General features: G+C 46.4%; 18 protein-coding genes. 7 read left to right on the top strand and 11 right to left on the bottom strand.

Annotated elements, in window-relative coordinates; translation table 11 throughout:
• Positions 1-80: 80 nt before the first annotated feature.
• From clpB to pheS, 8 genes are all read right to left on the bottom strand, one after another.
• A complete protein-coding gene (clpB, locus tag GO755_RS14670) occupies positions 81-2,705 on the bottom strand; it encodes an ATP-dependent chaperone ClpB (RefSeq protein ID WP_157585929.1) in 2,625 nt (874 codons plus the stop codon).
• A 307-nt stretch (positions 2,706-3,012) separates the two neighbouring features.
• Complete coding sequence (locus tag GO755_RS14665) at positions 3,013-4,245, bottom strand: DUF418 domain-containing protein (protein ID WP_157585928.1); 1,233 nt, start codon at positions 4,243-4,245, stop codon at positions 3,013-3,015.
• Between the two features lie 163 nt (positions 4,246-4,408).
• Positions 4,409-5,353, bottom strand: coding sequence for a TspO/MBR family protein (locus GO755_RS14660; protein ID WP_157585927.1), 945 nt, complete (start codon positions 5,351-5,353; stop codon positions 4,409-4,411).
• A gap of 4 nt (positions 5,354-5,357) precedes the next feature.
• Positions 5,358-6,440, bottom strand: coding sequence for an SDR family NAD(P)-dependent oxidoreductase (locus GO755_RS14655; RefSeq protein ID WP_157585926.1), 1,083 nt, complete (start codon positions 6,438-6,440; stop codon positions 5,358-5,360).
• A gap of 168 nt (positions 6,441-6,608) precedes the next feature.
• On the bottom strand, positions 6,609-7,940 hold the full coding sequence (locus GO755_RS14650; protein WP_157585925.1) for an OmpA family protein: 1,332 nt from the start codon (positions 7,938-7,940) through the stop codon (positions 6,609-6,611).
• Positions 7,941-8,093: 153 nt separating this feature from the next.
• The gene (gene xseB / locus GO755_RS14645; RefSeq protein ID WP_111348655.1) at positions 8,094-8,282 is read right to left on the bottom strand and encodes an exodeoxyribonuclease VII small subunit; all 189 of its coding nucleotides are present in this window, start codon (positions 8,280-8,282) and stop codon (positions 8,094-8,096) included.
• Between the two features lie 56 nt (positions 8,283-8,338).
• The gene (locus tag GO755_RS14640; protein WP_157585924.1) at positions 8,339-9,541 is read right to left on the bottom strand and encodes an exodeoxyribonuclease VII large subunit; all 1,203 of its coding nucleotides are present in this window, start codon (positions 9,539-9,541) and stop codon (positions 8,339-8,341) included.
• A gap of 97 nt (positions 9,542-9,638) precedes the next feature.
• Positions 9,639-10,682: a phenylalanine--tRNA ligase subunit alpha gene (gene pheS / locus GO755_RS14635; RefSeq protein ID WP_157585923.1), complete on the bottom strand. Its 1,044-nt coding sequence runs from the start codon at positions 10,680-10,682 to the stop codon at positions 9,639-9,641.
• 357 nt (positions 10,683-11,039) lie between these two features.
• Between pheS and GO755_RS14630 the strand changes: the two genes are divergently transcribed.
• Both GO755_RS14630 and GO755_RS14625 read left to right on the top strand, forming a co-directional pair.
• Positions 11,040-11,471: a LytR/AlgR family response regulator transcription factor gene (locus tag GO755_RS14630; RefSeq protein ID WP_157585922.1), complete on the top strand. Its 432-nt coding sequence runs from the start codon at positions 11,040-11,042 to the stop codon at positions 11,469-11,471.
• A gap of 254 nt (positions 11,472-11,725) precedes the next feature.
• Positions 11,726-12,145 (top strand): LytR/AlgR family response regulator transcription factor, encoded by a 420-nt coding sequence (locus GO755_RS14625; protein ID WP_157585921.1) that lies wholly within the window; start codon positions 11,726-11,728, stop codon positions 12,143-12,145.
• Between the two features lie 144 nt (positions 12,146-12,289).
• On the opposite strand, the gene GO755_RS14620 is transcribed toward GO755_RS14625, so the two are convergent.
• On the bottom strand, positions 12,290-12,961 hold the full coding sequence (locus tag GO755_RS14620) for a porin family protein (protein WP_157585920.1): 672 nt from the start codon (positions 12,959-12,961) through the stop codon (positions 12,290-12,292).
• 225 nt (positions 12,962-13,186) lie between these two features.
• On the opposite strand from GO755_RS14620, the gene radA reads away from it, so the two are divergent.
• Positions 13,187-14,572 carry a DNA repair protein RadA gene (radA, locus tag GO755_RS14615; protein WP_157585919.1) on the top strand — a complete coding sequence of 462 codons (1,386 nt, stop codon included), beginning with the start codon at positions 13,187-13,189 and terminating at the stop codon, positions 14,570-14,572.
• A gap of 53 nt (positions 14,573-14,625) precedes the next feature.
• Here radA and GO755_RS14610 read toward each other — a convergent pair whose 3' ends face one another.
• Positions 14,626-15,201, bottom strand: coding sequence for a DUF1572 domain-containing protein (locus tag GO755_RS14610; protein ID WP_157585918.1), 576 nt, complete (start codon positions 15,199-15,201; stop codon positions 14,626-14,628).
• Positions 15,202-15,489: 288 nt separating this feature from the next.
• Between GO755_RS14610 and GO755_RS14605 the strand changes: the two genes are divergently transcribed.
• Entirely contained in the window at positions 15,490-16,368 is an 879-nt protein-coding gene (locus tag GO755_RS14605) for an alpha/beta fold hydrolase (protein ID WP_157585917.1), read from the top strand.
• Positions 16,369-16,501: 133 nt separating this feature from the next.
• On the opposite strand, the gene GO755_RS14600 is transcribed toward GO755_RS14605, so the two are convergent.
• Positions 16,502-17,374 (bottom strand): AraC family transcriptional regulator, encoded by an 873-nt coding sequence (locus GO755_RS14600; RefSeq protein ID WP_157585916.1) that lies wholly within the window; start codon positions 17,372-17,374, stop codon positions 16,502-16,504.
• 135 nt (positions 17,375-17,509) lie between these two features.
• On the opposite strand from GO755_RS14600, the gene GO755_RS14595 reads away from it, so the two are divergent.
• From GO755_RS14595 to GO755_RS14585, 3 genes are all read left to right on the top strand, one after another.
• A complete protein-coding gene (locus tag GO755_RS14595) occupies positions 17,510-18,394 on the top strand; it encodes a sugar phosphate isomerase/epimerase family protein (RefSeq protein ID WP_157585915.1) in 885 nt (294 codons plus the stop codon).
• Between the two features lie 40 nt (positions 18,395-18,434).
• Entirely contained in the window at positions 18,435-19,553 is a 1,119-nt protein-coding gene (locus GO755_RS14590) for a Gfo/Idh/MocA family protein (protein WP_157585914.1), read from the top strand.
• A 90-nt stretch (positions 19,554-19,643) separates the two neighbouring features.
• Complete coding sequence (locus GO755_RS14585; RefSeq protein WP_157585913.1) at positions 19,644-23,417, top strand: PVC-type heme-binding CxxCH protein; 3,774 nt, start codon at positions 19,644-19,646, stop codon at positions 23,415-23,417.
• Positions 23,418-23,523 lie beyond the last annotated feature (106 nt).

Raw genomic sequence — 23,523 nt, 5'->3', positions numbered from 1 at the left:
AAGGTCATAAAGTTGCTTGCCATAAATATACAAAAAAGCCCGGCTACTTCTCAGTAACCAGGCTTCTCAAAATCAATCAATTATAAGTTCTCGATATGCGCATCCAGATTCGTGAAAGCGATCTCACCGTCGTCGTTTAACTCCATCAGCACGACAGAATCTTTCTTGACTTCGTTGGCTAAAATGGCTTTCGAGAGTTCGTTGAGCACCCGACGTTGTAACACACGTTTCAGCGGACGGGCACCAAAGACGGGGTCGAAACCTTCTTCGCCAAGTTTGCTCAGGGCTTCGTCAGTTGCGTCGAGTTGGATGCCGTTTTCGGCCAGACGTTGCTTGATGCCACGGAACTGAATGTCCACAATTTTGCGGATGTTGGCTTTCGTCAGTGGTTCGAACATCACGATTTCATCGATCCGGTTCAGGAACTCGGGACGAATGGTTTGGCGTAGCAAGTCCATCACTGCCGACTTGGCTTCTTCGATAATCAGCGAATGGTTCCAGCCTTCATCTTCAGCAAATTTCTCCTGAATCAGATGACTACCGATGTTCGAGGTCATGATGATGATCGTGTTCTTGAAGTTCGCCACCCGGCCTTTGTTATCGGTTAGACGGCCTTCGTCAAGCACTTGCAACAGAATATTCCACACGTCAGGGTGTGCTTTTTCGATTTCGTCAAGCAGCACGACCGAATAGGGTTTCCGACGCACGGCTTCAGTCAACTGACCACCTTCGTCGTAACCTACGTATCCCGGAGGGGCACCAATCAACCGGCTCACAGCGTGGCGTTCCTGATATTCCGACATGTCGATCCGCACCATCGCGTTCTCGTCATTGAACAGATATTCGGCCAGTGTTCGGGCTACTTCGGTTTTACCAACCCCCGTGGTGCCCAGGAAGATAAACGAACCAATTGGGCGTTTAGGGTCCTGCATACCAGCCCGACTTCGACGCACCGCATCGGCCACCACCTCAATCGCTTCGGTTTGTCCAGCCACACGCTTCCCGAGTTCTTTCTCCAGGTTGAGCAGTTTTTCGCGGTCGCTTTGCAGCATTTTCGATACCGGAATACCTGTCCATTTGGCTACTACTTCAGCAATATCTTCGGCCGTAACCTCTTCCTGCATCATCCGGTCCGATGCACCTTTAGTCGCACCTTCCTGAGTGAGCTGGTTCAGCTTGTTTTCAATTTCGGGAATATGTCCGTAACGAATTTCGGCCACTTTACCGTAATCACCCGCACGTTCGGCCTGATCGGCTTCCAGCTTCAGTTTATCGAGTTGTTCCTTCAACGTCCGGCCTTCGTTGACTGATGCTTTTTCGGTTTCCCATTTAGCTTTCAGACTGTTTCGTTGCTCGCTAAGGTCTTCGATCTGCTTGTTGAGCATGGTTTCTTTTTCCTTGTCGTTTTCACGACGGATGGCTTCCCGCTCAATTTCCAACTGCATAATGCGCCGGTTTAGCTCATCGAGTTCTTCGGGAACCGAGTCCATTTCCAAACGCAGTTTAGCCGCTGCTTCGTCCATCAAGTCAATGGCCTTATCGGGCAGAAAGCGATCGGTAATGTAGCGCGTCGAGAGTTCAACGGCAGCAATTACAGCGTCGTCTTTAATGCGAACACCATGGTGCAGTTCGTATTTTTCCTTGATACCGCGCAAAATCGAAATAGCATCGGGCATGTCTGGTTCATCAACCACAACAGCCTGGAACCGGCGTTCAAGCGCTTTATCTTTCTCAATATATTTCTGGTACTCTTTCAACGTAGTAGCACCAATGGTGTGCAATTCACCACGCGATAGAGCAGGCTTCAGCAGGTTGGCAGCATCCATGGCACCTTCGCCACCAGCACCCGCGCCAACGAGCGTATGAATCTCGTCGATGAACAGAATAATTTGCCCATCGGAATCTGTTACTTCTTTAATAACTGCTTTCAATCGTTCCTCGAACTCACCTTTATACTTGGCACCTGCAATAAGCAGACCCATGTCGAGCGAGACGATGGTTTTCGTTTTTAGATTTTCAGGAACATCGCCCGAAACGATCCGTTGGGCCAGTCCTTCCACAATGGCAGTCTTACCAACACCCGGTTCACCGAGCAGAATCGGGTTGTTTTTGGTACGGCGACTCAGAATTTGCAGTACCCGACGAATCTCTTCATCACGGCCTATAACCGGGTCGATTTTACCGGTACGGGCGCGTTCATTCAGGTTGACACTGAATCGTTCTAACGATTGATATTTAGCTTCTGCGTTTTGGTCTTTCACCGAATTTCCTTTTCTAAGTTCGTTGATAGCCGCTTTCGTTTGTTTTTCGTTGAAACCGGCATCTTTTAATAACGTTGCAATTTGGTCTTTACCAGCCATTAGCCCCAGCAACATTAATTCGACGCTAACAAATTCATCGCCGTATTCTTTAGTATAGCTACTGGCTTTGGCTAGAGCAGCAGCTGCATCATTACTAAGATACACGCTGCCATTCCCCCCCGAAACCTTAGGGTAAGTAGTTAAGATAGCTTGTAGCGCGGCATTGGTATTCTGTAAGTTGATGCCAGTTTTCTTGGCAATAAAACCAACTACGTTCTCATCTTCCGACAAGATAGCCTGAAGCAAATGCCCTGTTTCAATTCCTTGCTGGCCGTTTCCGAGGGCAATTTCAGATGCCTTCTGTACGACCTCCTGTGCTTTTACCGTGTAGTTTTTGAAGTCCATGACGGTGTAGGTTATAGGTTAATTACCATTTGACTACCTAGTAACAAATCACGGGCCGTGCTGGTTTTTCGGACATTTTGGCGGAAAAATGGACTCTTTTTATATGAAAATCGGACTATTTGTCAAGTATGTATAAGGGCAGAATAATGCTATATATTTATACTCCTTTATGAGTAAGTGAATTACTTATTGATCGTAGCTTGGAATCTTATACAAGTTCAGCCAAAAAGATAAGGTAAGAGATCAAAAAATGACCCTCCAGTAAGTACAGAAAATTTAATTGGGTATTGGCCTAAGGTCGGGAAACTCACACCCTCATTGGCTGCATCTTCCCAAATGTGAGTGAACGCCAGACCCATTCCAGTGGGCCATACTTAAATCGCGCTAACCACCAGCGACTGAATAAAATCTGAGCTGCGAAAACCGGAATCGTTAGCGTAATGGCTATGGCAGAGCTGAATTCGCCAATAAGCCCCAAGCCATATCCATAAAAAATAAGCGTTCCGAAAACAGATTGGAGGATGTAATTAGTCAGCGCCATTTTGCCAACTGTTGCTAACGGTGAAACAAACGGTTGCCAGGAAGTTTGGAGAAATAGCAGTGTTAAGCTGCCGATATAGAAAATGGTCATAGCACCATTACCTAAATCATAAAGTAGGGCATATGTGAAGTCGATACTTTTGGGTGACGGTATGCTGCCATCATAAACACGCCTAATTAATGCTAAAAGAGGGATGGCGATCAGCACCAGGATGGCGCTGTAAATAATGGCTTTCCAAAACAAAGTCCGGTTTTCGTCAGGGCGTTGAAAAAGTTGTCGGCGACCGGCGTATAAGCCTAGCAGAAAGAAACCCAGCGTTATGAAAATACGACCACTGGTGAATTGAAAATCCATTTTCTCCTTAAACTCCCGGAAATTGAACCGAACTACATCCAGGTAGCTACCATGCTTAATTACTTGATAGTTAGCAGCTAGTGCTTTGTCAGAGGCTGCTTCAGTTTGCTCTTTTTGTTCTTTGGTTGGCTGAGGGATGAAACTATCCCAGATCCGTACTGGCAAATTCAGCATAAGCAGTACGGAGACTGCAAGCACTACTGGGAGGGGAACATTGCGGAATAGCAACATTGGAAACCCTAGTAAGGCGTAGATTGTCAAAATATCGCCCCGCCAGTGCAGTTGGTGTAAAAAGCCAATGGCTCCCAAAATCACTAATCGCCAGATAAACCGACGCAAAAATGCACTCCCCGATTCGGTTGATCGGGTTAGCATCAGTGCGAAACTTAGTCCAAAAAGAAAGGAGAAAAAGGTATAAAACTTACCACTAATAAAAACAAGGACGATTCCTACAACAAGCGTATTGGCTATACTTCCAGAATGAGCATGATAGACAGAAGCTGGTAAAGCCCCACCATCGTACCATTTGCATATATGAGCGGATAAAATGCCTAATAATGCAAATCCACGTAGTGCGTCGACCACCTGAATGCGCTTGCTTCTGAGTAAGGGTACCGTAAATGTAGAATCAGCGGCAGGGTTCATAGAAACATGTATGTATACAATTTCTAAAAATACAATGGACTGCCTTCTTCTACTAATAGAGATAAGAAATATTTATTGTTGGGAATGAGATAATTACCCATAAGAAAGCGCACCCTACTTGTAGCAGGATGCGCCTGGTAATAGTAATGTAGATAAGCGATTATTAATCTAAACCTTCGGCTTCTATTGGTTTCATTCGTTCGCGGGCAATTTCAGCCTGATAGGGTTCTTCGGTTTCAACCGGCCCCGCCAATACTTCGGCTTCGGCATCGTACACGACAAAATTGTCATACTCATGAAATTTACCTTTAGGAAGCCAATAAGCCAGTAAACCGATGTAGGCAGCCGCTAGCATCGCAGCTGTCCAGCCAACAATGGGCTGCTTCTCCCATTGCCGCGTGGCAATACCGCCAAAACCAGCTACGAACGGTAGCATATACCAGGGGTCATTGAGACGATTCGCTATAAAATAGCCAGCACCAGCGGTAGCGCCCAGAATCCCTGCAGCTATAGACTCATCCCGTTTCTCATCGGGCTCCCATGCATTCAGCGTCAGTATCGTGTTAGGTGTACCAACGACTGTTGCGGCTGTGAGCCAACCCGCATACAGGCTTACCGGAATGCGAAGGTGTCTCTCAGGCGAAGGCACGTCAGTTGTTCCAATTTCCAGACTCTGATGTAAGGCTAAGGCTGCTGGTAAATTGAACTTCGTTGTAAGATCGGATATAACAATGCTTCGTGGATCATTATCTGAAAAGAAATGACCAAAAATGGCATTGAGTGTCCAACTGGCCCACCACCAGGGTAATGCCTTTTCATAACGTGGATTATGCTCCTGCGAGGGTAGGGCCTGATGGACTACTAAAGCGGCCAGACCCGAATAAATGGTGGACCAGACAACACCAAATGCCCATCCTGCTGGAACAATCATGTTTTTCTCAAAGACATTCTGGTATTCGGTTGGTACGTCATACTCATATTCCGAGCCACCCTGATCTGGGTCATCCTTACTTTGCTGCCGCGATCGATTGCTCGATACGGTTGTATAAATAATGCTGCCAATGGCAAAGGCAGCTGTGGCAATTCGCCAAAATGATGAGTTTTTCATGATTTTAGGCAGCTACTTCTTCTTCAATCTCTTCTGGTTGGGCAACAATCTTCTCCGCTTTAGCCTTTGTGTTCTGATAGGCATCAACCACTGTTTCAACGACCGTATCTAATACAGATGATAAGGTGTCTGACAAGGTATTACCTGCCGATTTAGCTTTATACCGGTACTTGGCCTTCTGAAAATCACTGCTGTTTTTATAGCCGATTGTCAGCGCAATTCCAGCGATAACGGCTATGCCAAAACCAATTCCCCAGGCTAATGAAATCGTTGGTTCCTTTTCTTCTGGCTCCGGCTTTTGCGACATTTTGTCCCGCATAACAGCCGCCAACGTTTCCTGTGGAGCTACATAAGACAATACCTCGTAAGATTTGTTCTTAAAGCCACCGGGAACGGCTTTGGATTTGCCCGCCATCAATGCGACGTAGCCTGCTTTAGCAACTATAACCGGGTCCTGAACTTCATCAGTCACTTTGGCATTTTCGGCGCCAGCTTTATAGAAAAAATCAGTGTCGGTAGCGTTTGGCAGAAGGGCCGTAATACTTACGTTAGTATCTTTTACCTCGTTAATAAGCGATTGAGTAAAATTGTAAACGTAAGCTTTGGTACCCGCATAAACGGCCATTAGTGGCGTAGGCGTGATGGATAATAAAGAAGCCAGATTCAGAATCTTGCCTTCATTGCGTGAAAGCATGTCATATAAAAAAAGCTTTGTCATCTGGGTCAGTGTCAGCACATTGAGATGAATCATTGCCTTTTCCCGTTCCCAATCTGTATCAGTAGCAAAGAGGCCATAGAGTCCTACGCCTGCGTCGTTGACCAGCGCATCGACCGTAATTCCCTTAGCTTTGACCTGATTATAAACATCCTGAGCGGCATCTTCAGTCGCCAAATCTTTGCCGATGACTGTGATTTCCTGTGTACCGTAGTTGCTTTTAAACACATCGGCCAACCGATCCAACTTATCGTCGCTTCGGGCCACCAGCACTAAGTTATAGCCATCCTGGGCAAACAGTTTGGCGAGTTCCTGACCGATACCACTAGAGGCACCCGTAATCAGAGCGGTTTTTCCTGTTCCTGTGTTCATACCGATTAATTAGTTCGTTACTAATCGTTATGAACTGTGCCTGCCAGAAGTTGTTTTGAGAAAACATATAGATTTACAAACAAGCATACGCATCGGCCGAAAAAATACAGCGCATAAAAAAGCCTTTCCAAGAAACTGGAAAGGCTTTTTGGTAATGAAGTCTGGCGGTTATTTTACCACCACTTTCAGGTCAATTTTTCGTAGTGTTGGCTTCGCTATACCAGACGTATCGTTTTTGGCTACGCCGGTACCACGACCAATGGCATCGATCCGAACAAAATCAATACCCGACGACATCAATTGCTGCTTAATCTGATTAACTCGTTTGAATGACAGACTCTTGTTGGTCAGATCACCTTGAGCATCGTTAGCGTATCCTACAAGCTGCACTTGTAGTCGGGGGTAGGTTTTCAGGATGTTGGCCAACTCGCTAATGGTAGCTTGCGATGCAGCTGCCATCGACAACGAACCCGGCTGGAACGTTATCCCGGTTAAGGGAAATACCCGCCCTTTAGGGAGAGCCGCATTACCCAGATAAGGTGTCATTTGCTGCGTTAATCCACCAGTTGGATTGGCGGGCGTAAGTCCTGCCGAACTGGTTGCAGCCGTTGCCACCGTTGATTTGGGGGCAGCTTTTGCAGTTGAGTCTTTGGGAACAGCCAATGAACGTGCAACCGTGTCAGTCTGGATAGTATCCGCTGCTACACTTGTAACATCTCGGGCTTCTTCCTCGCCATTCGAGTACTTTTGCGTATTCTGATACAGGTAATAGCCGCCAACACTAAGCGCCACTGCTATTAAAGCACCTACACCCCATTTGGTTAGAGTTTCGTTTTCAGAGTCAGAATCATCGGCAGGTTCGTAACTGATCACTGGCCGAGTGGTTGTAGTGGTCGAGCGACCCGACGATTCGGCTGTTGACCGGCGGGCGGGCATGGCCAGACCAGCGACTACCTGATGCAGGCCTACTTTCTCGACTAATTGAGGCATGAAATCCTCGGGAACAGCATTAACAAACGCATCGCGCTCGCCAAATAGCGATGCCGCAAGCCCATCGGCATCTAGCTTCTGATCTTTCACCTGTTTCCCCAGCACATGCAGCACGATAGTCGTAGTCAGACCCAATAGAGAAATGGCCGACGAGTTACGAATACCAGCGTAGCCCGAAATCATACTGCCAATTGAGCTTTTCATGGCGGGCAACAGGTGACTGATTACGTCGTTGCCCTGAGTAATGATTGTGTTTGTTAGAGCAGGGTCGCGTAATACAGTTGTCAGACTTTCAGTCAGTGTGCCATCGTACCGACCTTTCTGAATATGATTATAGAGCTGATTGACGCCAATTTCGCTGGTCGTACGCTTCATCAGTCCACCTACAATGGTATAGACAAGCCCATTAACGGCTTTACTGGTTTTTTCGGTGGGCTCGTCGATGTACGTAGCAATACGCGACAGAACGTCCGAGTTTAATACATTCGTTAGATTGGCAAATAAATTCATATAATCAACAGACTCAATCAGGCAGTAAATAGGTACTTGTCTCTTACATCACAACCAAAACCGGGTATATAAGTACCGTAGAAGTTCACACAGGGGATAAAATTAGGCAAGGTTTAGCAAAGGTCGCACATGACCGAATAATAAAATCCCGATTTATCGCTTGGGGAGCCTTTCTATAACTTCCTGATACTCCGTCTCAACAGCCCGAAGTCGCTCCTGGCAGAAGGTAATCAACTCGGCAGCCAGCCTGATTTTGCCAGGCAATTCATCGAGTGGCACTTCATCATTTTCTATTTCATCGACCAGCGTAGTGAGCTGGTCATAAGCTTCCTGGTAAGTCATAATCTTGTGGGAGTCATAAAGTTGGCACATTATAAAGTTTCTGTGCATTCCCAACTTTACAATTCAATAACTTTAGTCATAATACTTCCGTCGTGCATCTGCACCTGGAGTGTTTCGTTAGGCTGGATGGTATCGATTTTTGTCAATATTCGTCCATTACGAAGCACCAATGCATAACCCCGTCGGAGCACATTAGACGGGTCTAGATGACGGATAGTCACGGCTTTCTCTGTCAGGTCAGTGTGGCGCTCCCGAAAATAGGTTTGACTTGTAAAACGTAGTCGTTCAGTTTCACGATCCAGATTCTCCCGAGCTGTTTGCATGGCTTCGCGGGCAACTACCCGCAATCGTTCGTGCAGTTGCAAACAGGTTGCTTCAAACTGCCGGTTGTGTTCAATCAGGAACGCAGCTGCTTTGGTGGGCGTTTTCACGCTCTGGTGGCAAAGTAAATCGGTGATGCTAACGTTTCGTTCGTGACCGATGCCGGCTAGAATTGGAATGCTGAAACCTGCCACTGTCTCGCCCATTAGATACGTATCAAATGAGCCGAAATCTAACTGCGAGCCACCACCCCGAACAATCACAACAGCATCATAAGTTACGCCACTGGTACGAATTCGCTCTAATTGTCCACAAATGGCACGTTCAGCACCTTGTCCCTGTACTTGAGTCAGATATTCATCGACCACAAAATCGTAGCCGAATGGATTCTGGGTCAGTTCGTGTCGGAAATCGCGCCAGCCATCTGAATTGGGGGCCGCAATGAGTGCCAGCCGTTGCATAACAACGGGTCGTGCCAGTAATTGATTAGCCGTAATATAATGCCCTGCTTCAACCCAGATCAATTCAGGATGATTTTGCACAAGCGAATCAAGGACAGCCTGTCGCTCGCGCTCCAAATTGCCAAGGGTATACGATGGGTCAATTTTCAGAATCTCCAGGCGTAGGCCATACACGGGACTGAAACTGACCGATACCAGTAATAAGAGCTGGATATTACGAGCGAAGGCCACACCTGTTGCCTGCTCAAACGCGCTAATCGTATGATAATTTCTACGCCAGATACAGGCATCGAGTTTAGCCAGCGTTTCGCGTCCCGCAGATTCCCGCTCTACGAGTGTCAGAAAGCAATAACCCCGGTCTGGATAATTCTTAATGTCACTCGTTTCGGCCACTACCCACACGGCTTTCTGTCCGAATGCTTCGTCTACAACGGCTTCGAGCGTAAACGCTAAATCAGAAAGGCGAATGGGCGACATGGTAAAGAGTTATAAAGTTGTAAGTTGTAAAGTTGTAAGTTGTAGAGTTAGGCTAACCCACTTACAACTTTATAACTCTTTACAACTTACAACTCGTTTAAAGTCCTTCAAACTGACGGAGAAACCGCACATCGTTTTCGGTGTAGAGTCGCAGGTCGTTCACCACGTATTTTAATTGCGTGATCCGCTCGATACCCATTCCGAAAGCGAAACCGGTATATTCTTCAGGGTCGATGCCACAATTGGCAATCACCTGTGGGTCAACCATGCCCGATCCGGCAATTTCGACCCAGCCTGAATGCTTACAGATATTACAACCCTTGCCCCCACAAATCTGACACGAGATGTCAATTTCTGCGCTGGGCTCCGTAAACGGAAAATACGAAGGACGAAAGCGAATCTGCGTCCCCGGCTCGAACATCTCCTTCACGAAATGATAGAGCGTATCTTTTAAATCTTTGAACCCTACATTCCGATCGATATAAATGCCTTCAACCTGGTGGAACATACAGTGCGCTCGTGCCGAAATGGTTTCATTCCGATAAACCCGACCAGGCATTATAGAACGAATTGGAGGTTTCTGTCGCTCCATCAATCGAATCTGTACATTGGATGTATGCGTCCGCAGTAACATGTCCGATGATGTTTCCCCATTGGTCGCTTTCTCGACAAAAAATGTATCCTGCATATCGCGGGCAGGGTGATTGTCGGGAAAATTGAGCGCGCCAAAGTTGTACCAGTCTGATTCAATTTCAGGGCCATCGGCCACGTTGAAGCCAATCCGTTCAAAAATCTGAATGATCCGCTGACGAACCAGACTCAGTGGATGCTGAGTCCCCGTTAGATTGGGTATTGTTGGCAGTGTCAGATCAACAGGAGGGGCACTATTGGCTGTTGTTTGTTGCTCCTCAATTAACTGGCTAAAGCTGTCAAAACGCTCTTGAGCCAGATTTTTCAGGCCGTTTAACTCCTGGCCAACGGCTCGTCGGTCGGCTTGTGGAACGCTTTTAAGCTGTTCAAACAATTCAGTAATGACACCCTTTCGGCTGATGAATCGCATTCGAAACTGTTCCAGCTGTTCCGGCGATGTAATGTTGTATTGGTCAATCTCGACGTGGAGATCTTTTACTTTATCCAGCATACGCTACTCGTTTCGCTATTCGCTATCACAAAGGTAGGCAAAACTGGGAAGAGCATACGAATGTGTTGGATAAGACTCTGATCAGGGCAGGCTATTTATAGCCTAAGTAGGTAGCGATACTTGTTGAAAGGATTGATTTTTTATTTGTTGAGTAAACGGTAGAATTATGCTGAATATTAATAACTTAGCGGGGCGGCACTAATTATATGGATAAAGCTTAATAAGTAGGACTGATTCTTGTAGATTGATTCGATGGGGAACACATGGTAATCAATGAATCCAGCATATGGATCGGCCTGGTAAGCTACTGACTATCAACCTATAAATAGAACTAATCAACTACATAATCAAACCACTATGAATGCATTCGCTAACGACTCTATTTTTGATACACTGTCTATGCCTTTCCACAATAGTGTGGAAAAAATTGCCGATTCAACCTGTTTGCAAAAATTGCTCATTCCATTTTATGATCGTAAACGTACAGTATCTGTCGATGAAATTGTACGACTGGAAGGGTGCGGGAACTATACTAAGTTTTTTCTGAAAGATGGTACCAAAATGTTGGTATCGCGGACTCTAAAAGAATACGAAACTTTACTTGATGGTCAGGCATTTGTTCGAGTACATAAATCCTGTATTGTAAATCTCGGTTTTGTACGTAAATTTTTTGTTAAGAAAGAAGGTGAACTTGAGCTGACCGATGGACAACAAGTGAAAATATCACGTCGGCGAGCACAAATGTTTATAGATCGTATTCGGAGTTTTCAGCCTGTAGCGCTAGTATAGTTGAATTGGCCGGGATTTTCCGAAAATTATAGCGCAAATTCACATAGTTCTTTAATGCGTAGTTTTACGCAATAGGGTGGGTAAATTCACCCAATAAGTAGACGAATTTCATTCGTAATGTCCTGGTTAACAATTGGTTGCTATGTTTTGGCGGCCCTTGTTGATCAGGGCATTTTTTTTGAGCTAGTGGTCGTAAAGTAGTTTTGTTTCATCAATCAGGGACTAAAAACCGAACCAAAACCATACTCTCTACCATGGAAGCCAAAATTTTTTCATCTGCTCAACCACTATCGGTTGTTCCTCATTTTCCTTCTTCTTATCAGCGTAGTGCACAGCGTATCGCATTACCCTACCTGAATCGGACAATTTTTATTTCAGTAGATGATATTTTGTGCCTCCAGGGAGAAGGTAATTATACGTTTTTGCACACTCGCGACCGGAAACGATTTTTAGTGTCTAAAACACTTAAAGAATTCGAAAAAACACTGGACGGAACAATGTTTTTGCGTGTCCATAAATCATACATTGTCAATCTGGCTTACGTACAACGGAGCATCTTTAATCGGGATCGCCAGGTTCGACTAGCCGATGGTCGTGAAGTTGCCATATCTCGTCGACGTATGAAAGATATTTCGTTTCAGTTGGCGCAATACTGGCAACGTCTTTACAATTAAGTCGGGGTTCGGCTATCGACGTTTAAATTTTATTGGGTTAATTTTAAAATAACAACCGTTGCTGCAAACTCCTGCTAAAGGGGTGGACAGCAACGGTTTGTTTATGTAATAGTCGTAAGTCTTGGCCAATACTTACGACTCATTTTAGAACAGCCGATAAGCGAGCGTAATTTGCCATGATCTCATGCCCTGGCTAAACTTAGCACCGCTATCTTTAATCTCGGCGATATCCGAAATATTGCCCTGATAACGAACATCAAGCCCAAACGAGCCGATGTCCAGCCCACCACCTACCTGGTATCCATAATACGCTTGTGCCCAGGCGTCATTCAATGACCCATTCGTGTATTGATGCAGTGCATCGCCCAAAGACTGGTTATCATTAATTCTGAATGAAGCTACTGGGCCAGCCACAATTCGGATGGGGCCACCTTTAATACCCAACAGCAACGGCACATCGAAACTGGTGGTTTTTATAGTCGACGTTTCCGTTTGCCCATTCCGAATGACATTAAATGAACCCGATCGAGTGGAATACAACAATTCTGGCTGTATGAACAGATTACGACCAAAACGCATATATATCCCAAATGATGTACCCATTTTGCTGTCAAGGCTCGCTTGTAAGTTATTCCGAAATGTCTGGCCGTCAACACTAACATTTGGAGATCCATTGGCATTTGTGCCTGTAGAGACGAAATCGCCAAACGTAAGTTTAGAGAGGTTTACCCCTCCTTTAATACCAATCTGAAAGCCTTGTGCAAATGTCAAAGCAGGCAGAAAAATTAATGAAGTAAAAAGCAGGATTTTTTTCATAGCTGGTTGCAAAATATAGTACTGTTTGTTAAACGTAAATCGGTTCAATACGGTACAGAAAGCCAACTTATTTCGAGGAAACGGCGTTGATATAATGAGCAGTTATCCGTAAACAGTTATCCGTATTTTTCCTGATGCGGGTTGGATGGATGGTTAGCAAAAAGGTTTAATCTGTCGCTAACCGAATCGCTGATAAATGGTGCTGCTCTCTGTTAACTGCGAAAAATGGCCAAATTAAAAACTACCTATTTCTGTCAAAGTTGTGGGCATCAGTCTGCTAAATGGATGGGGCGTTGCCCTGCATGTGGCGAGTGGAATACAATTGTAGAGGAGCTCGTTCAGAAAGACGAACCCGAAAAAGGCGGCTGGCGAAGTCCATCATCTGGACCGGGCGGGCTAAAAATTGCAGCTAAACCCAAGGCGATCCACGCCATTAATTATGAAGAGCAACCCCGTGTTCATACTACCGATGCCGAACTAAATCGCGTGCTCGGTGGTGGAATTGTAGCGGGGTCATTGGTGCTCATTGGCGGAGAACCGGGCATTGGGAAATCTACACTGCTTCTGCAGATAGCGCTTAGTTTAGCGGGGATGCGGGTATTGTATGTGTCGGGGGAAGAGAGCGAGCAACAGATAAAAATGCGCGCTGAACGACTCGATGCACCCACCAGCGATTGCCACGTTATGACCGAAACATCGACCCAGAATATTTTTCGGACGGTAGAACATTTCGAACCAGAAGTCCTGATTATCGACTCGATTCAGACCATGCAATCGTCATTGGTAGAATCAGGGGCGGGAAGTGTGTCGCAGGTGCGGGAATGCACGGCGGAGTTCATGAAATATGCCAAAGAATCGGGTGTACCTGTGTTTATGATTGGCCATATTACTAAAGAAGGTTCGCTGGCTGGTCCGAAAGTGCTGGAGCACATGGTCGATACCGTGCTGACGTTCGAAGGCGACCGACACACCACTTACCGGATTCTGCGTACAACAAAAAATCGTTTCGGGAGCACAGATGAATTAGGTATTTACGAAATGCTCGGTAGTGGCCTAAGGCAAGTAACCAACCCATCTGAAATCCTAATCTCACAGCGCGACGAAGCCCTGAGTGGCGTGACTATTGGCTCGATGCTGGAAGGGAATCGTCCGCTTATGATCGAGACGCAGGCCCTGGTCAGCGTGGCCAATTATGGTACACCGCAACGTAGCAGCACGGGGTTTGACGCCAAACGGCTGAATATGCTGTTGGCAGTTTTAGAAAAACGAGGAGGTTTCCGGCTTGGTCAGCAGGATGTCTTTCTGAACATTGCAGGTGGACTGCGTGTCGAAGATCCCGCCATTGATCTGGCTGTGTGTGCCGCAATCGTATCGAGTTACGAAGACATTGCTATTCCACCATCCGTGGCGTTTGCCGCAGAAGTTGGCTTAGGGGGCGAGGTGCGGGCTGTTAGCCGAATTGAATCGCGCATTGCCGAAGCCGAAAAGCTGGGCTTCAAACAGATGTTTATCTCCAAGTACAATATGAAAGGGTTGGATACGAAGGGCTACAAAATTCATATCAGGCCGGTGTCTCGATTAGACGAGGTATTTCAGGGTGTGTTGATGTAAGGTTTTGATTACTCTTTCATAATAGCCTTAAAGCTTCCTAGTACACTTGGCTATTAATTAGTCTTACTCTTGTTCAAATACTCGATTGTAAAGTGTTCCTTATGCTTTGGTTTAGAAAATTTCTCGGCATTTAACTCTTTTGATTTTCCCTTTGGAACCGAAAGGGATGTCCAGCTATCATCACAAATCATTTTTCCGATAAATACGATTTGCCCAATATGATACGGATAGTGAGCAAGCTGACGGTTTATGGCCTCTACCACTGTGTGTCCCTGGTTTCGAATATAAATTTCCGTTTGTAAATCGTCTTGTGTCAGTGAATTGAGTGCGTCAAACAGGCAATTCCACCCTGCATTCCATTCATCGAGAACCTCTTGTTTTGTTGTAAGAATATTCTCGAATTCATTGTCCCGATTTCGCCACTCTTTTTCACCATCGGTAGCTAAAAAATCGGTCCAGCGAGAAAGCATATTGCCGCACAAATGTTTGACAATTGTGGCTATGCTGTTGCTTTCCTGATTGTATTGCCAGAACAATTTATCATCAGGAAGCTGGGCGAACGTCTTCTCTCCAAGCAGTTTATAATAAGTAAACTGCTTTTTCACGCTGTCTAAATAGTCATTCATCATTTTGTTTAAAGTTGTTCTTCGTGCAAATTGCTCAGAAAATCATATAGCGCTGTCTGACTGGTCTACCTTTGTTCACTCAATTCCTGAAACGAAAACTGTGTCCAATAGGTGATTTAACGGGTCAGGTTGGTTAACTAGAGGTGAGTAGCGATTGCTTCATAAAAGAATGATAGAATTATCATTAAAACTGATTGAACGGGAAATTTACCGAAAACCATTCTCTGTAGCTATAGTTCTATTAACTGAATAGAGTAAAGAAATAACTCAACAAAACAAGGTAAACACGTTATGAGCTACATTAAAGCAGGCACGGATGCGTCCGGCAACGACATTAAGCTTTTCTATCAGGATCTGGGTACTGGATCTCCCGTTGTATTAATTCATGGCTGGCCGTTGAGCCACGAAATGTGGGACTACCAACTGGCCGAATTGCCCGCTCATGGTCTTCGCATCGTTGCTTATGATCGACGGGGATTTGGTAAATCGTCTCAGCCCTGGGGTGGCTATGATTACGATACGCTGGCCGATGATCTGAAAGCAGTACTCGATGAATTAGATCTGCAAAATGTAACGCTGGTCGGATTTTCGATGGGTGGAGGAGAGGTAGCTCGGTATATGAGTCGCCATGGTGGTGCACGAGTAGCAAAAGTGGCGTTTATCAGTGCTGTAACGCCTTATTTATTGAAAACCGATAATAATCCGGATGGAGTTGATCAGGACGTTTTTGACGAGATACTGACTAATTTACAGAAAGACCGGGCCGATTTCCTTAAAACATTCAGTAAGCAATTTTATGGCGTAAATCTGGTGAGTCAACCAGTTAGCCAGGCACATCTTGACGGTGATTTTGCCCGCGCTTATGTGGCCTCGCACAAGGCCACAATTGAATGTGCCAAGTCGTTCTCATCAACAGATTTTCGCGATGATCTAGCTGAGATTCAGGTACCAGCGTTAGTTATTCACGGCGATTCGGATAAGACGGTACCCATTGAAGCATCGGGTGAACGGACAGCTAATGCACTGCCAACGGCTCAATATATCGTCTATGAAGGGGAGCCGCATGGCCTGTTTGTAACACAAAAAGATCGCCTGAACGAGGATTTGCTTTCGTTTATTCTGGAGGGAGTGTCGGTGCGTCAACCAGTCGGAACAACAACGTTGTACTAGGCTTATTTTATTTTTCTTTATACCAAAGCGGCCCATCTTTTGGAAAGATGGGCCGCTTTGGTATAAAGAAGCTATTGGAATTAACAATGTTTGACAATCTCTGTCTAAGCATGACAATTACATGACTAACTAGTTAAAACTGCCGGTATGTTTTCACATAAGTTGAGGGTGTCTGACCCGTAATGTCTTTAAACTGCCGGTTGAAGTTAGATAAGGTTCGGAACCCACTTTCAAAGCTGATTTGGGTGATTGAGTGCTTGCCATTCATCAATAGCTTACAGGCATGACCAATGCGAACTTCGGAGACAAACTCCGAGAAGGTTTTATTCGCCCGGGCCTTGAAATACCGACAGAAGGCAGGTGATGTCATCCCCGCCAAGTCAGCAACTTTGTCCAGACTAAGGTCGTCGGGGAAGTGACCAAGTACATAATCATGGACTAATTGCATACGGTCAGTTTCCGTCGGTTTAACTGTATTTGTATAGCCTGCGCTGGTCAGATATTGATAATCGGTAGCGTGAGAAAGTTCATTCAATAAGGTTAGCAAGCTGAGAATACGCTCAAAGGTAATGGGCTGTTGAGTCAGTTGGCGGAGGGCTGCTGCAGCTCGGTGGCGAGTAGGGCCGTTCCATTCCAACCCTTGCCGGGCATGGCCGAGCAACTGACGCAACGGGGCCATCTCCTGCTGTTCGAAAAAAGTAGTGCCCAGGAAATCTCCGGTGAAATACACGACAATTCCCTTTGTTGAAAGTCTTGACTGTTTATCGAAATAAGCTTGATCACTACGCCAGAGATGAGGGAGATTCGGCCCCAGAAAAACCAGATCTCCGGGGCTAAATGGCTTAATTGAATCACCGATAAAACGTGTCCCCGTACCTTCCTCCACCAGAAATAATTGATAATGTGGATGGAAATGCCAATTTGGATCGAAATGAGGCTCCACCAGTTCTTTCACCGTGAATGATGCCGCAACAGGTTCGAGGTCTTTACGAAGGGGTTGTTTCATTGAATTACTTCTTTTTAACGCAAATAACGAATAAACCCTCTGATTCATGTAAAAATATAGTCGGGATTGGCCAATAAAAGCTACACCTTGAATTTTACTACTGCTTAGATTTGTGTAATTTTATGCAGATGCAATATGAATAAGATAGGAATGAATATGTTCGTCTGGACAATGACAATGGACGAGGATCTGTCCGATACGCTGTCATTTCTGAAAACGAGCGGATTTGATTTTGTTGAAATCCCCATTAGTGAACCGGTTTCTACGCCGGTCAAATTAGAGAAGTGGGAGCATCTTGGTCGGGAGTTGAAAGACTTGGATCTGGGCGTTCAGACCTGTACAATCTGTGGGCCTGAATATAGTCTCATTAGTACTGATGAGTCTGCACGTCGGGCCGCAGTTACCTACCTTAAACACATTGTCGATTGCTCTCGGGCGATTGGGTCCGCTATTCTGATGGGTCCGATGTATGCTGGTTTCAAAACCTTTACAGGTAAGCCGGCTACAACTGAAGAATGGAATTGGTCGGTAACGGGTATGCGTGAGGTGGCCGAACATGCCCAAACACAAGGCGTTACGCTGGCTATAGAATACCTTAATCGATTTGAAACCTATCTGCTTACGTGTGCAGATGACCTGGTCCGCTATGTTGAGGCCGTAAATCATCCGAATTGCCGGGCCGCATTCGATACGTTCCACGCCAATATGGAGGAGAAAAATACGGCTAATGCCTTACGGAAAGTAGCTCCTTATCTGGTTCATGTTCAGATTTCGGAGAATGACCGGTCCACACCAGGTCAGGGCCATATCAATTTCGATGAGGTATTTGACGTGTTGCAGGAAGTTGGTTATGATGGCCCGATTGCCATTGAAGCCTTCGGGCCGAACCCGCCTGAACTCGCAGCCGCTACTCATATTTTTCGACCTATGTTCGAGTCTCCGGAACAGTTGGCGGTAGATGGTCTGAAATTTATAAAAAGCCATATAGTGCCGACTGTGCCAGTTGGCAGCGAATTATAAATCCTAAATTTTACAGCTGACCGAGATGGTCAGTACTACAATGAAACTAAACATTGCTATCGTCGGTCTGGGCTTTGGTGCCGAATTTATCCCGATTTATCAGCGTCATCCGAACGCGAACATGTATGCAATTTGCCAGCGTAATGTCGAAAAACTAAACGAAATCGGCGATGCGTATGGTATTGAGAAACGCTATAGTAACTACGATGAACTACTGGCCGATCCGAACGTCGACGCGGTTCATATCAACTCCCCAATTCCAAACCATGCTGAGCAAAGCCTGAAAGCGTTGCGGGCGGGTAAGCACGTTGCCTGTACAGTTCCGATGGCTACTACTGTTGAGGAATGTCTTGAAATCGTGAAAGCCACAAAAGAAAGCGGCAAAAAATACATGATGATGGAAACGGTGGTTTATAGCCGCGAGTTTCTGTTTGTCAAAGAGTTGTATGAAACAGGTGAGTTGGGGAAAGTGCAGTTTTTGAAAGCCAGTCACCAGCAGGACATGGACGGTTGGCCTGACTATTGGCCTGGTTTACCGCCGATGCACTATGCCACGCACTGCGTTGGTCCGGTGGCCGGATTACTCAAACTCGAAGCCGATTATGTATCCTGCTTTGGTTCAGGAACGATTCGGGAAGAGTTGGCACAGATTCACAACTCGCCATTTGCCGTTGAATCAGCACATATTAAGTTCAAAGACAGCGATTTGTCTGCTTATGTCTACCGCTCTCTGTTTGACGTGGCGCGTCAGTACCGCGAAAGTTTTGAGGTATATGGCGATAAAAAATCATTTGAGTGGCAACTCATCGAAGAGGAGCAACCCGTGATTCATACCGCTAAAAAGCCAGAGCCTGAAATTCCAGAAAAAGTGACCGTACCGGATTACGCACACCTGCTGCCTGAATCAATCCAGCGATTCACGACAAAGGGAGTTTATGATGCCGACGAACAGCAACACCTGTCGTTTACACAGGGGGGAGGCCACGGTGGTTCGCACCCACACATGGTGAATGAATTTTTGTCGGCTCTTGTCGAAGACCGTGATCCATTCCCGAATGCGGCTCAATCGGCCAACTGGACGAGCGTGGGTATCCTGGCGCATGAATCAGCGTTACAGGGTGGGCAATTGATTAAGTTGCCAGATTTTAAGAATGTATAAAATTTAAACACGGAGGTAACGGAGGTAAACACGGAGCGCACGGCGTTTCTCTGTGATCTCCGTGTTTACCTCCGTTACCTCTGTGTTAAAATGAAAAAATTACTCATACTTATTGGGCTGGCAACTGTCTTTGCTCAATGTGCCCGCCAATCGGCGAAACAAACGAGTGTTCGGCAGAATTCGGCGAGTCCACGTCGGATAGAAATTCTGTTCCTGGGCGATAATGGCCATCACAAGCCTATTGAGCGAGTGCCAGAAATTATGGCTGCTCTAGGCGACAAAGGCATTAATTTTACCTATACAGATAAGCTGGAAGACCTGAATGCCGAGAACTTGAATAAATATGACGGCTTGCTTATTTATGCCAACTGGGATAGTATTCCGAAGCCGCAGGAAAAAGCAATGCTGGACTATGTCGCATCCGGGAAAGGAATAATTCCAGTGCACTGCGCATCGTGGTGTTTCCGAAACTCAACCGAATACGTCGATAAAGTTGTAGGCGGACAGTTCTGGCGGCATCGGATGGACACCATTCAGACGCGCTTCACGCAACCAAACAATCCAATTGTAGCTGGTTTGCCTTCGTTCAAAGCTTATGACGAAACCTATTTGCACAGCCACTTGCAAGCTGATAACAACGTGTTGGCGGTTCGGGACATTAAAGCCGACCAGGAAAAAGATAAGCCGGGCGTCAAGGAAGAACCCTACACCTGGACACGCCAATACGGGAAAGGTCGTGTGTTTTACACCGCTTATGGACATGACGAACGTACCTGGCTCCAGCCCGGTTTTCAGCAACTACTCGAACGAGGTATTTTATGGGCTGTAGGCGATGACGTCAAAAAACTACACGATGATTTAAAGCCACAGGCATTTACGTATCATGATGCCAACCTCCCTAACTACGAAAAACGTCCGGGTGCGCAGTTAGAGCAAAACCCGCTTTCGCCAGAAGAGTCGATGAAGCATATTCAGGTGCCGGTCGATTTTACACTCGATCTGTTTGCGCACGAGCCAAACGTTATGCACCCAATTGCGATGGCGTGGGATGAACGCGGACGGCTCTATGCACTCATCACGAAAGATTACCCCAATGAACGCAAACCCGAAGGCGGTTCAGATTACATCGTTATTTGCGAAGACACCGATAAAGACGGTAAGGCCGATAAGTTTACCAACTTCGCTGAAGGACTGAGTATTCCAACAGGTCTGGCGTTTGCCAACGGTGGTCTATATGTTTCGCAGGCTCCGCATATGCTGTTCCTGCAGGATACTAATGGCGACGACAAGGCCGATGTAAAGAAAATTGTCTTCACTGGATTTGGTACGTTCGATACTCATGCTGGACCAAGCAACCTGCATTATGGTTTTGATAACTGGATTTGGGGAAGTGTGGGCTACTCGGGTTTTAAAGGAAAAATTGGTGCCGATAGTGTGAAGTTCAGTCAGGGCTTTTTCCGGTTCAAACCAGATGGTTCGAAACTGGAATACATGACCAGTACCTCGAATAATACCTGGGGATTAGGCTTGAAGGAAACCGGCGATATTTTCGGGTCAACGGCCAACAATTCACACGGTTGGTATATGGCCATTCCGAACCAGTATTTCAGTGGGGCACCTCATCTTCGCGAAAATGGCAGTCGCAGTACGGATACGCACAAAGACATGAAGCCAATTACCGAAAAAGTGCGGCAGGTCGACGTGTTTGGTGGATTTACGGCAGCGGCTGGACATAACTTTTACACCGCCCGCGCTTTCCCGAAGAAATACTGGAATACGATTGCTTTTGTAGCCGAGCCAACGGGCCATATTCTGCACCAGAACGTCATGCAGAAAAACGGGACCAATTTCGAAGATGCGGAAGGCTTTAATCTAATGGCTGGGGCCGACGAATGGTTTGCACCGGTGTTTGCCGAAGTTGGACCAGATGGAGCCGTTTGGGTCGTTGACTGGTATAGTTACATCATCCAGCATAACCCCACGCCTAAGGGCGCCACCAACGGATCTGGTAATGCCTACGAAACGCCACTCCGCGATTTTACACATGGCCGGATTTATCGGGTTGGCTACAAAAATGCGCCCGCTTATACGCCAATGACGTTGAGCAAAGACCGTCCAGCTGAGTTAATTACCGCGTTGAAGAATACGAATATGTTCTGGCGAATGACCGCTCAGAGGCTGCTCATCGAACGAAACAATAAGGACGTTGTCCCACAACTGATAGCACTGGTCAATGATCAGTCGATCGATGAAATTGGCAATAATCCGGCGGCTATTCACGCATTATGGACATTGAAAGGCCTGAATACACTGGATGGTTCGGACCAGAATGCGGCTATCGCAGTTGGTAAGGCGCTGAAACATCCGGCTCCTGCTGTTCGGAAAACAGCAATACAAGTTATGCCACCCATTCAGGAAGCCGCAACTGCGCTGTTGGAAGCCAATTCGCTGAACGATACAGAGCCATTAGTTGTGTTGAATACACTGTTGAAGCTGTCGGAAATACCCCAGAGCCCGGCTACTCAACAGGCTATTCTAGCTCGGCTCGACAAAGCTACGGAGGTCGATGACCGTTGGTTGCCCGAAGCATTTGCCACTACGCTAACTAGCCAGAAAGGACAATTGCTGAAAGCGTATCTGAAGCAGATTGCGACGAATGCGCCTGCCAAAGCAACGCATGATATGGCGGCTCATAATCACGCAGATATGGAGAAAGCGCCAGCAGCGGCTACGGCCTCTAACTCGCCACAGACCGTTTCATCATCGAATCTGCCAGACCTCGTCGTTGCGGCCATTCGCACCACGCCCGAGTCGCCTTCTGTACGCGAGAGTGTTCGCTTGTTTGTCGACGTGAAAAATAACGGTGGAGTAGCCATTCCCGAAGGAACACCAATTCCATTATCGCTACGTGTTGAAGGACCTAAAGGGGCTGCTGAAGGAGCAAAAATTGATTTTGTGAGTGTGACACACAATACGGGCATCAAACCCGGCGAAACCGTTACGATTAGTAAGTCGAACAACGGCCCCTGGGTTGGCGATATGGGCGTAACGTTTGAGCGTGCCGGCCAGTATACGCTCACAGTTATGCTCGACCGCGAGAATAAAATTGCTGAAGGAAACGAACAAAATAACAATGCTACGCATACGCTAACCTATCGCGCTCCGCAAAGTCTAAGTGCCTATGCGCTCGAACGAGCTACTCGTAGCTATGCATCGGTTGCTCCTGTCGATTCTGTTATTGCATTACTCCGACAAAGCCAGAAATTGGCTTCCGCACAAGGAGAAGCTATTGTTAAAGGTGTAGCTGAAGGCTGGAATCTGAAACAAAAAGCAACGGTTCAGGATGCCGATAAGTCATTTCTGGCCAGTTTGACCAGCTCCGTTTCAACCGAAAACCGTGAACGTTTGAATCGCCTTTACGAAGCCTGGGGAGTAACGAAAGAAGCTCCGGTAGATCCAGATGTAGAAATTGTACGGATGAAAACGGTGCGTGAAGAAATGCGTTACGACAAGAAAGAGTTTACCGTAACGGCGGGTAAGCAAGTTGAGATCGTACTGGAAAACCCCGATGCCATGCAGCACAATCTGGTGATTGGTAAACCCAAAAGTATGGAAATCATTGGCGCTGCTGCCGATAAGCTAATTACGGCAAAAGACGGAGCCGAGAAAAACTATGTTCCCTCTATTGCTCAGGTAATTGCGGCTACACCACTGATTAACCCTGATCAAACGTATCGGCTCAAATTCACAGCTCCAACCACGCCCGGCGACTATCCTTTTGTTTGCACATTCCCAGGCCACTGGCGGATTATGAATGGTGTGATGAAGGTTACAAAATCGGGTCAGGCCATGAATGCAAAATAAATAATCAACTCGGTAAGGTCGCTCAGACCTTACCCGTTTACAAGTACGACAAAGGTCGTTGTCAAGTCATCTTAGGATACCTGACAACGACCTTTGTCGTATAACA

This window comes from Spirosoma arboris, assembly GCF_009754945.1.
Taxonomy (GTDB): domain Bacteria; phylum Bacteroidota; class Bacteroidia; order Cytophagales; family Spirosomataceae; genus Spirosoma; species Spirosoma arboris.
Note: the sequence above shows the minus strand (reverse complement) of the source record. Positions and strands in the feature narration are given on the sequence as shown.

Excerpts from the sequence above, each read along its gene's own strand:
- GO755_RS14625 (WP_157585921.1), top strand. The coding sequence starts at position 11,726 with ATGGAAGCCAAAATTTTTTCATCTGCTCAACCACTATCGGTTGTTCCT.
- clpB (WP_157585929.1), bottom strand. The coding sequence starts at position 2,705 with ATGGACTTCAAAAACTACACGGTAAAAGCACAGGAGGTCGTACAGAAG.
- GO755_RS14610 (WP_157585918.1), bottom strand. The coding sequence starts at position 15,201 with ATGATGAATGACTATTTAGACAGCGTGAAAAAGCAGTTTACTTATTAT.
- pheS (WP_157585923.1), bottom strand. The coding sequence starts at position 10,682 with ATGCTGGATAAAGTAAAAGATCTCCACGTCGAGATTGACCAATACAAC.
- GO755_RS14640 (WP_157585924.1), bottom strand. The coding sequence starts at position 9,541 with ATGTCGCCCATTCGCCTTTCTGATTTAGCGTTTACGCTCGAAGCCGTT.
- GO755_RS14655 (WP_157585926.1), bottom strand. The coding sequence starts at position 6,440 with ATGAACACAGGAACAGGAAAAACCGCTCTGATTACGGGTGCCTCTAGT.
- radA (WP_157585919.1), top strand. The coding sequence starts at position 13,187 with ATGGCCAAATTAAAAACTACCTATTTCTGTCAAAGTTGTGGGCATCAG.
- GO755_RS14665 (WP_157585928.1), bottom strand. The coding sequence starts at position 4,245 with ATGAACCCTGCCGCTGATTCTACATTTACGGTACCCTTACTCAGAAGC.
- GO755_RS14595 (WP_157585915.1), top strand. The coding sequence starts at position 17,510 with ATGAATAAGATAGGAATGAATATGTTCGTCTGGACAATGACAATGGAC.
- GO755_RS14630 (WP_157585922.1), top strand. The coding sequence starts at position 11,040 with ATGAATGCATTCGCTAACGACTCTATTTTTGATACACTGTCTATGCCT.
- GO755_RS14660 (WP_157585927.1), bottom strand. The coding sequence starts at position 5,353 with ATGAAAAACTCATCATTTTGGCGAATTGCCACAGCTGCCTTTGCCATT.
- GO755_RS14600 (WP_157585916.1), bottom strand. The coding sequence starts at position 17,374 with ATGAAACAACCCCTTCGTAAAGACCTCGAACCTGTTGCGGCATCATTC.
- xseB (WP_111348655.1), bottom strand. The coding sequence starts at position 8,282 with ATGACTTACCAGGAAGCTTATGACCAGCTCACTACGCTGGTCGATGAA.
- GO755_RS14585 (WP_157585913.1), top strand. The coding sequence starts at position 19,644 with ATGAAAAAATTACTCATACTTATTGGGCTGGCAACTGTCTTTGCTCAA.
- GO755_RS14650 (WP_157585925.1), bottom strand. The coding sequence starts at position 7,940 with ATGAATTTATTTGCCAATCTAACGAATGTATTAAACTCGGACGTTCTG.
- GO755_RS14590 (WP_157585914.1), top strand. The coding sequence starts at position 18,435 with ATGAAACTAAACATTGCTATCGTCGGTCTGGGCTTTGGTGCCGAATTT.
- GO755_RS14620 (WP_157585920.1), bottom strand. The coding sequence starts at position 12,961 with ATGAAAAAAATCCTGCTTTTTACTTCATTAATTTTTCTGCCTGCTTTG.
- GO755_RS14605 (WP_157585917.1), top strand. The coding sequence starts at position 15,490 with ATGAGCTACATTAAAGCAGGCACGGATGCGTCCGGCAACGACATTAAG.